This is a genomic window from Cellulomonas sp. P4_B5_2 (assembly GCF_056402235.1).
Window position 1 is genome coordinate 1 of the sequence record NZ_JBFUHU010000155.1, and the last position, 8,660, is coordinate 8,660.

The following is an 8,660-nucleotide window of genomic DNA, read 5'->3' on the forward strand; positions in this document are numbered from 1 at the left end:
CCCGCGGCCGCGGGCGACCACGAGCGCGCGGCGACCCTGCTCGGGGCGGCCACGGCGATGCTCGGGCGTGCCGGGGGCGAGTGGCCTCCCGACGAGCGCGAGCAGCACGACGAGTCGATGGCCGCGGTGCGGGCGGCCGTCCCCCCGGAGGTGCTCGACGCAGCGCTCGCTCGCGGGGCGGGGATGTCGGTCACCGACGGCCTCGCGTACGCGCTCCGCGGCTGACCGGACCTCTAGGTTGGTGCGGTGGGTACCGCGCTGATCACCGGGGCGGCCGCCGGGCTGGGGCTCGAGTTCGCCTGGCAGCTCGCCACCGCGCGCCACGACCTGGTCCTCGTCGACCGGGATCTCGACCGGCTCGAGCGGCTGGCCGGTCAGCTGCACGCCGCGGCGGGCGTCCACGTCGAGGTCCTCTTCGCGGACCTGTCGGTCCGTGGCGACGTCGAGCGCGTCGCCGAGCGGCTCCGGTCGACAGAGCGCCCGGTCGGGCTGCTGGTCAACAACGCCGGCGGCGCCGCCGGGCAGCGGTTCGTGGACGGCGACCTCGGGCGCGAGGAGGCGGTGTTCGACGTCATGGTCCGCTGCGTGCTGGTGCTGTCGCACGCCGCTGCCGGGCAGATGACCGCGCGCGGGCGCGGCGCCATCCTCAACGTCGCGTCGGTCGCCGCGCTCATTACCCTCGGCTCGTACTCCGCGCACAAGGCGTGGGTCCGGACGTTCACCGAGGGGCTGGCGGTCGAGCTGCGGGGCACCGGGGTCACCGCGACCGTCGTGTGCCCCGGGTTCGTCCACACGGACTTCCACGACCGCGCCGGCATCGACATGACGTGGCTGCCGGAGATCGCCTGGCTGCGCGCTGACCATGTCGTCGCCACCGCCCTTGCCGACACGCGGCGCGGCGCCGTCATCTCCACGCCGAGCCTGCGGTACCGACTGGGGTCCGGCGTCGCGCGGGTGATGCCCCGATCGGTCGTGCGCGCGATCGGGTCGCGGCGCTCGCGCTCAGGCGTGAGGCGTCCTGGCCACTAGCGTGGGCCGCGGCACGCACGCGGTCGTGCTCCTGGAACGGGGATGGCGTGGCGGGTCCGCTGATTGCTACGAAGCTGCACGTCCCGACGCTGCGACGGGGTCTGGTCGCCCGCCCACGGCTCCTCGAGAGTGTCCGCCCCGGGGTCGACGCGAGGCTGACCCTGGTGTGCGCTCCCGCGGGGTTCGGCAAGTCCACGCTCGTGTCGGAGTGGGTGGCGGGCGCGCCCGACGACGGGCGCACCGTGGCGTGGCTCTCGCTGGACTCGTCGGACAGCGACCCCGCGACGTTCTGGAGGTACGTGCTCACCGCGCTCGAAGGCGCGACGGGCGGCGTGGGATCCCGCGCGCTCGACCTGATCACCTCCTCACCCGCGGCGGTCGACCTCGTCCTCACCACGCTCCTCAACGAGCTGGCCGCAGCACCGGGCCAGGTCTGGCTGGTCCTCGACGACTACCACCTGGTGGACGACCCGGAGATCGCCCGGGGCATGGCCTTCCTGCTCACGCACCTCCCGCCCCAGGTCCATGTCGTGCTCTGCACCCGGGTCGATCCGGACCTGCCGCTGGCGCGATGGCGGGTGGACGGTGACCTGGTCGAGATCCGTGCCGCCGACCTGCGGTTCACGCTCGACCAGGCGACCGCGTACCTCGGCGAAGTCAGCGGGCTACGCCTCTCGGCCGACGACGTGGTGGCCCTGGAGCGACGTACGGAGGGCTGGATCGCGGCGCTGCAGCTGGCCGCGCTCTCCCTGCGAGGGCGCGACGACGTCCGCGGCTTCATCGACCAGTTCGCCGGCACCGACCGGTACCTGGTCGACTACCTCGCGGAGGAGGTGCTGGCGCACCAGCCGGCGGCCGTGCGCGACTTCCTGCTGCGCACCGCCGTCCTCGACCGCCTGACGGGCGCCCTCTGCGACGCCGTCGTCGGCGGCGACGGTGGCAGCCGCATGCTCATGACCCTGGAGCGCGAGAACCTCTTCCTCGTCCACCTGGACGAGCGACGCGAGTGGTTCCGGTACCACCACCTGTTCGCCGACGTCCTGCGGGCGCGGTTGCTGGCCGAGCAGCCCGACCTGGTCCCGGTGCTGCACCGGCGGGCCAGCCTCTGGTACGAGGCGCACGGATCGGCCGACGAGGCGGTGCGGCACGCGCTCGCGGCGGGGGACGTCGACCGCGCAGTCCACCTCATGGAGCTGGCCGTCCCGGACATCCGACGCCACCGGCGCGAGGCGCTGCTGCTCGGCTGGCTCAAGGTGCTCCCCGAGGACGCCGTCCGACGCAGCCCTCTGCTCAGCGTCTTCTTYGCCTACATGCTCCTGGTGTCCGGCGACCTCGACGCGGTCGGTGCGCGGCTCGACGACGCCGACCGCGCGCTCGCGACCGCGCCCGACGGGTCGACGCCGACGCCGGCGAAGGCCGAGGAGCTCCGGTCGCTGCCGGCGACGATCGCCGTGCACCGCGCCTCGCTCGCACAGGCCCGCGGTGACGTCGCGGGGACCGCAGAGCATGCCCGGCGAGCGCTCGAGCTGGCGGGCCCCGACGACCACCTCGCACGCGGGGGCGCGTCCGGCTTCCTCGGCCTGGCGGCGTGGGCCCGCGGCGACGTGTCCTCCGCGCTCGACACGTTCGCGGAGGCGGTCGCCAGCCTGCATGCGGCGGGAAACCTCGTGGACGAGCTGAGCAGCACCCCCGTGCTGGCGGACATGTGGCTCGTGGCGGGCCGGCCGAGCACGGCACGCGACCTCTACCTGCGTGCGCTCGAGGTGAGCGCGGCGCACGACGGGCCCGTCCTGCGCGCGACCCCCGCGCTCCACGTAGGGCTCAGCGAGCTGGACCTGGAGGCCGGGGACGTCGCGGGAGCCACGCGACACCTCGAGGAGGCCGCGGCACTCGGTGAGGGCGCGGTCATGGCCGAGAGCCGATTCCGATGGTTCGCGTCGATGGGCCGCGTCGCCGCGGTCGAGGGTGACCCGCAGCGGGCCATCGCCCTCCTGCACCAGGCCGAGCTGCTCTATCGACCGGGGTTCTTCCCCGACGTGCGGCCGATCGCCGCAATGAAGGCTCGCGTCTGGATCGCCCACGGCAGCCTCGTGCAGGCCGCCGACTGGGCACGACAGCGGGGTGTGTCCGCCACGGACGAGGTCGCGTACCTGAGCGAGTTCGACCACCTGACCTTGGTGCGGCTGCTCATCGCCCAGCACCGAGCACACCACGATCCCGACGCCCTGGCCCGTGCGCTCCTCCTCCTGGCGCGGCTCCAGAAGGCGGCCGAGAGCACCGGGCGCGCCGGAAGCCTCCTCGAGATCCACCTGCTCACTGCGCTGGCGCAAGACGCACAGGGTGACCGCAAGGACGCCCTGCGCACGCTCGGCCAGGCCTGGAGCCAGGCACCGGAACCGGGCGCCTCCGTGCGCCTCTTCCTGGACGAGGGAGCTCCGATGCGAGAGCTGCTGCGAGCCGTCGACCGCCACGACGACGCTGGTGAGCACGCACGACGCCTGCTCGGCATCGCGGCCTCGGGCGGTGACCGCACCGGCATCGCGGTCCAGAACCCGTCGGCGGAGCCGCTCAGCGCGCGTGAGCTCGAGGTGCTGAGGCTGCTGGACAGCGAGCTGACCGGCCCCCAGATCGCCCGCGACCTTTTCGTCACCCTCAACACGCTGCGCAGCCACACCAAGCGGATCTTCACCAAGCTCGGTGTCACCAGTCGCCGGGCGGCGGTCCTGCGCGCGCACGAACGTGGACTGCTGTAGCCGGACCGGGCGTCACATCGCCGTTCACCACAGGTGGTGATGCCGGACCACCAGCCCGGTTCCTAGGTTCGGGTCATGCCGCGGCGCCCCGCCACGGACCCGAACCAGGGAGCCGGACATGTCCATCACCACCTCCACGCTCACCCGGGCAGCCGGCCTCGCCGCGGTCGCCGCGGGCCTGCTGTTCATCACCGTCCAGATCAACCACCCGCAGCTGGACGCCGACTTCGTCACGACGACCGAGTGGCAGGTCCGCCAGACCATGAAGGTGCTCATGGCCGTCCTCGCGCTCGTCGGCATCACCGGTATGTACCTGCGGCAGGTCAGGCAGATCGGCGTCCTCGGCCTGGTCGGCTACCTCGTCGCGGCCGGCGGCTACCTGCTCATCATGTGCTCCGAGGTCATCGGCCTGGTCGTCCTGCCGTCCCTCGCCCACAGCACGCCCGGCTACGTCACCGACATCCTCGCCATCGCCACGGGAGGAAGCGCGACCGGCGACGTCGGGTCGTTCACCGCCCTCAACCTCCTCGCCGCGTTCGGCTACGTCGTCGGCGGACTGCTCTTCGGCATCGCGCTCTTCCGTACCGGCATCCTCGCCCGCTGGGCCTCCGTCCTCCTGGCCGTGAGCACGGTCGCCACCCTCGCGATCCCGCTGCTCCCGCAGGTCAACCAGCGGCTGTTCGCCATCCCCGACGGCATCGCGCTCGTCGCCCTCGGCTACTCCCTGTGGCGCGACCAGCGCACGGCGACCGACCTGCCCGCGGTCGCGCCGACGAGCGCGCAGCTCGACCCGGCCGGCGCCAAGTGACGATCCACCCCCAGCCAGCCCGCCCGGTCGGCACGGTCGACCGGGCGGGTGCGGCCGCCGTCTACACGTTGCGGGTCAGGGGACACCTGGATCCGCACTGGGCGCCCTCGCTCGGGGGCCTGACCCTGACCCACGACGACGACGGGGCGACGAGCCTCACCGGAGTCGTCGCCGATCAGGCCGAGCTCCACGGGCTCCTTGCCCGGGTCCGCGACCTCGGCGTCACCCTCATCTCCGTCGGGATCGTCGATCCCCTGCCGGAGCCGGACGTCGCCCCGACGAGCTGACCGCAGGTCCTCCCCCTGCGGTCCGGCCACGGGTGGGAGATGATGGCCGGGCGTGGGGAAGCACGACGCGAACATCGCCTCGAGCTCGTCGATGACACGCGAACGGGAGCATCATGGCTCTCCACTTCGTCGCAGGGCAGACGTCCATCGCGGCAGCACGGGCCTGGGTCGACACCGAGGCGCTGCTCGGCGGCCTGGTTGCCATCGACGCGCCCCTCCTCCAGCTGTTGAGCAGTGAGCTGATCACCAACGCGGTCCTGCACGGGCCTCCGTCCGGCGACGTCACGATCCGCGTGCACGACGTCGACGGTCAGATCCGGGTCGAGGTCGACGACCAGAGCTCCAGCCCGCCCCGGCTCCGCGCCGCGGACCCCGCCGCGGTGGGTGGTCACGGCATGCAGCTCGTCGATGCCTACGCGACACGGTGGGGCTGCGACCTGCGGGGTGCGGACGGGAAGACGGTGTGGTTCGACGTGCCGCGCGACGACGCGGTGCAGATCCTGCGCGGTCGCGCCTGAGCGATCAGGCCTGGTCGTCGGTCGATCGCTGCGGGACGTGCCGGTCCAGGAACGCGTACACCTCGCGGGCGTCCACTCCCGGGAACGCCCCGGTGGGCAGCGCGGTGAACACCTGCTGGTGGATCCGGGCGCTGGGCCACGACGCGTCCTGCCAGCGCGCGACCGCGGATGCCGGTGGTCGACGGCAGCAGGCCTCGTCCGGGCAGGTCGACTGGTGTCGCTCCTGGGTGTCCCGGCCGCGGAACCACGTCGCGGACGCGAAGGGCACGCCGACCGTGAGCGCCATCTGCCCGGTCGTGCCGGACCCCGTCTGCGTCGAGCACCAGAACGTCCCGGCCGGGGTGTCGGTGTACTGGTACGACTCGGAGGTGCGGTCGCGCCGGGTCAGCGCGCGCCGCACACCCCAGCTCCGGCACACCAGCTGTCCCTCTATCGCGCCGGTCACGTCGGTGGGCAGCGGCAACCCGTCGTTGGCGTACGCCCGGTAGATGGCACCGTCACCGCCGATCCGCAGGAAGTGCACGGGGATGCCGAGGTGGTGGGTGACCAGGCTGGTGAACCGTTGCGCGGCCGCCTCGTGCGTGACGCCGAACGCGTCGCGCAGGTCCTCGATCGCCAGGTCCTTCTCCTTCTTGTGCTGCTGGAGGTGCTCCACGGCGGCCGTCTCGGGCATGAGGCAGCAGGACGCGAAGTAGGTGGTCTCCATGCGCTGGCGCAGGAAGTCGTCGTACGACGTGGGCCGCTCGTGCCCGAGCACCCGGTGCGCGATGGCCTGCAGAGCGAGGGAGCGCAGTCCGTGGCCTCCGGGGGTCGACGCCGGCGGCAGGTAGACGCGGCCGTGCTCGAGGTCGGTGACGGTCCGGGTGGAGCTCGGCAGGTCGTCGACGTGGATGATCGCCAGCCCGAGCTGCTCCGCCATCCGCGACACCGCGCGGTGCGTCAGCGCGCCCGCGGTGTACCCGGCCTTACGGGCCATGGACTCGGCGAGCCGCTCGATGTCCGGCAGGTAGTTGTCGCGCTGCTGGCGCTCGAGGCGGATCTGGGTGTTCGCGCGGCGCGCCTCCTCGGGGGTCGCGACCGCCTCCAGGTCGCGGCGGGCGAGCTCGGCGTGCAGGCCGACGAGGTGCTCGAGCACCGGCAGCGGCAACGACCGCCCGGGCCGCACGGGCGGCAGCGAGAGCCGCTCGAACCCCGGGGAGCGCTGCGCGCGGTCGAGCGCGATCTCGAGGGCGGCCCGGCGCGACGGAGGCTCGGCGTCGAGGAGGTCGGCGACCGTCACCCCCAGCGCGTCCGCCAGCGTGCGCAGCAGAGCGAGGCGCGGTTCGCGGTGGCCGTTCTCGAACAGCGACAGCAGGCTCGGCGTCACGCCGACCTGGCGCCCGAGGGCGTCGAGCGTCAGACCTCTCGCCGTGCGCAGGTGCCGCAGTCGCCGTCCGAGGGTGAGGGCGTCCGGTGCTACCTGCGAGCCGGCGACGTCGGAATCGTTGACTGGTGCGGCCACAACGTGACTATATGTCAACATCGGCCAAACTTGACAGGCTGCGATGACCGCAGATCGATGCACCTTGACGTGACGATGGGTGTACACGAGCGCTGTCGCTCGCAGCACCCAAGGAGATCGCGCAGACATGACGTCGTTGGCTGAGTCGCCCGCCACCCTCACCACCACCACGCTCGCCGACGTGATGTCGGCCGCCCTGCTGGGGGACGTCCGGACGTGGGTCGACGCTGCGACCCGGCTGCTGGAGCCGGACGCCGTGGTGTGGTGCGACGGGTCCGACGTCGAACGGCAGGAGCTCGTGGCCCAGATGGTGCGCACGGGCACTCTCCTCCCCCTCGACCCGACGCTGCGACCCGGCAGCTACCTAGCACGGTCCGACCCCGACGATGTCGCCCGCGTCGAGTCACGCACCTTCATCTGCTCGGTCGACGAGGCCGACGCCGGCCCGACCAACAACTGGCGCGAGCCCGACGCGATGCGCGCCGAGCTCGATCCCGTGTTTGCGGGAGCCATGCGCGGCCGGACCCTGTACGTCGTGCCGTTCTCCATGGGCCCGGTCGGCGGACCGCTGTCCCAGGCGGGCGTGCAGCTGACGGACTCGCCCTACGTCGTGGTCAGCATGCACGTGATGACGCGCGTCGGCGGTCAGGTGCTCGACCTGATCGAGGCCGGTGCGCCGTTCGTCCCCGCGGTGCACTCGGTCGGTGCACCCCTGCTGCCCGGCGACACCGACGTCCCGTGGCCGTGCAGCTCGACGAAGTACATCGCCCACTTCCCCGAGACGCGCGAGATCTGGTCGTTCGGGTCCGGCTACGGCGGCAACGCCCTGCTGGGCAAGAAGTGCTTCGCGCTGCGGATCGCGTCCGTCATGGGACGCGACGAGGGCTGGCTCGCCGAGCACATGCTCCTGATCCGGCTCACCTCGCCCCAGGGCAGGACGTACCACGTCGCCGCGGCGTTCCCCTCGGCGTGCGGGAAGACCAACCTGGCCATGCTCGTCCCCACGCTGCCGGGCTGGCAGGTCGAGACCATCGGCGACGACATCGCGTGGCTGCGCCCCGGACCGGACGGGTCCCTGCGTGCGATCAACCCCGAGGCGGGCTTCTTCGGCGTCGCCCCGGGGACGGGCGAGGCGACCAACCCGTCGGCGATCGAGACGATCAGCCACGACACGATCTTCACCAACGTCGCCCTCACCGACGAGGGCGACGTCTGGTGGGAGGGCCTGACCCCGGAGCCGCCCGCCCACCTGGYCGACTGGCAGGGCCGGGACTGGACCCCCGCGTCCGACGAGCCGGCGGCCCACCCGAACTCCCGGTTCACCGTCGCCGCGGCACAGTGCCCGACCATCGCGCCCGACTGGTCCGCCCCCGAAGGGGTGGCGCTCGACGCCATCGTGTTCGGTGGCCGGCGCGCCACGAACGTGCCGCTGGTCGCCCAGGCGGAGAGCTGGGAGCACGGCGTGTTCATGGGCGCGACGATCTCGTCGGAACGCACCGCCGCCGCCGAGGGCACGGTGGGCGAGCTGCGCCGGGACCCGTTCGCCATGATGCCGWTCTGCGGGTACGACATGGCCGACCACTGGGCGCACTGGCTGAGCGTCGGGGCCCGGTTGGACCGCGAGCACCGGCCGCTGGTGTTCCAGGTGAACTGGTTCCGCAAGGACGACCAGGGCCGGTTCCTGTGGCCGGGCTTCGGCGAGAACTCCCGCGTGCTCGCGTGGATGGTGGACCAGGTCGACCGCGCGCGCGGCCGGCGCACGGA

General features: G+C 72.8%; 8 protein-coding genes. 7 read left to right on the plus strand and 1 reads right to left on the minus strand.

The window, feature by feature from the left end; genetic code table 11:
- The 6 genes from AC1DUQ_RS12340 to AC1DUQ_RS12365 all read left to right on the plus strand — a co-directional run.
- Positions 1–225: hypothetical protein (locus AC1DUQ_RS12340; protein WP_477073878.1), on the plus strand; the 225-nt coding region annotated here is incomplete at its 5' end.
- Between the two features lie 21 nt (positions 226–246).
- On the plus strand, positions 247–1,029 hold the full coding sequence (locus AC1DUQ_RS12345; protein WP_477062697.1) for an SDR family NAD(P)-dependent oxidoreductase: 783 nt from the start codon (positions 247–249) through the stop codon (positions 1,027–1,029).
- Positions 1,030–1,193: 164 nt separating this feature from the next.
- Positions 1,194–3,782, plus strand: coding sequence for a winged helix-turn-helix domain-containing protein (locus tag AC1DUQ_RS12350; protein ID WP_477062698.1), 2,589 nt, complete (start codon positions 1,194–1,196; stop codon positions 3,780–3,782).
- A gap of 118 nt (positions 3,783–3,900) precedes the next feature.
- Positions 3,901–4,590, plus strand: coding sequence for a hypothetical protein (locus AC1DUQ_RS12355; RefSeq protein WP_477062699.1), 690 nt, complete (start codon positions 3,901–3,903; stop codon positions 4,588–4,590).
- Positions 4,587–4,877: a hypothetical protein gene (locus AC1DUQ_RS12360; RefSeq protein ID WP_477062700.1), complete on the plus strand. Its 291-nt coding sequence runs from the start codon at positions 4,587–4,589 to the stop codon at positions 4,875–4,877. The genes AC1DUQ_RS12355 and AC1DUQ_RS12360 overlap by 4 nt, the downstream gene beginning before the upstream one ends.
- 113 nt (positions 4,878–4,990) lie before the next feature.
- Positions 4,991–5,395 (plus strand): ATP-binding protein, encoded by a 405-nt coding sequence (locus tag AC1DUQ_RS12365; protein WP_477062701.1) that lies wholly within the window; start codon positions 4,991–4,993, stop codon positions 5,393–5,395.
- A 4-nt stretch (positions 5,396–5,399) separates the two neighbouring features.
- Here the strand turns inward: AC1DUQ_RS12365 and AC1DUQ_RS12370 are convergent, their stop codons facing one another.
- Positions 5,400–6,917 carry a helix-turn-helix domain-containing protein gene (locus tag AC1DUQ_RS12370; protein ID WP_477062702.1) on the minus strand — a complete coding sequence of 506 codons (1,518 nt, stop codon included), beginning with the start codon at positions 6,915–6,917 and terminating at the stop codon, positions 5,400–5,402.
- A 106-nt stretch (positions 6,918–7,023) separates the two neighbouring features.
- Between AC1DUQ_RS12370 and AC1DUQ_RS12375 the strand changes: the two genes are divergently transcribed.
- The coding region (locus tag AC1DUQ_RS12375; protein ID WP_477073879.1) for a phosphoenolpyruvate carboxykinase (GTP) at positions 7,024–8,660 on the plus strand (1,637 nt) is incomplete at its 3' end.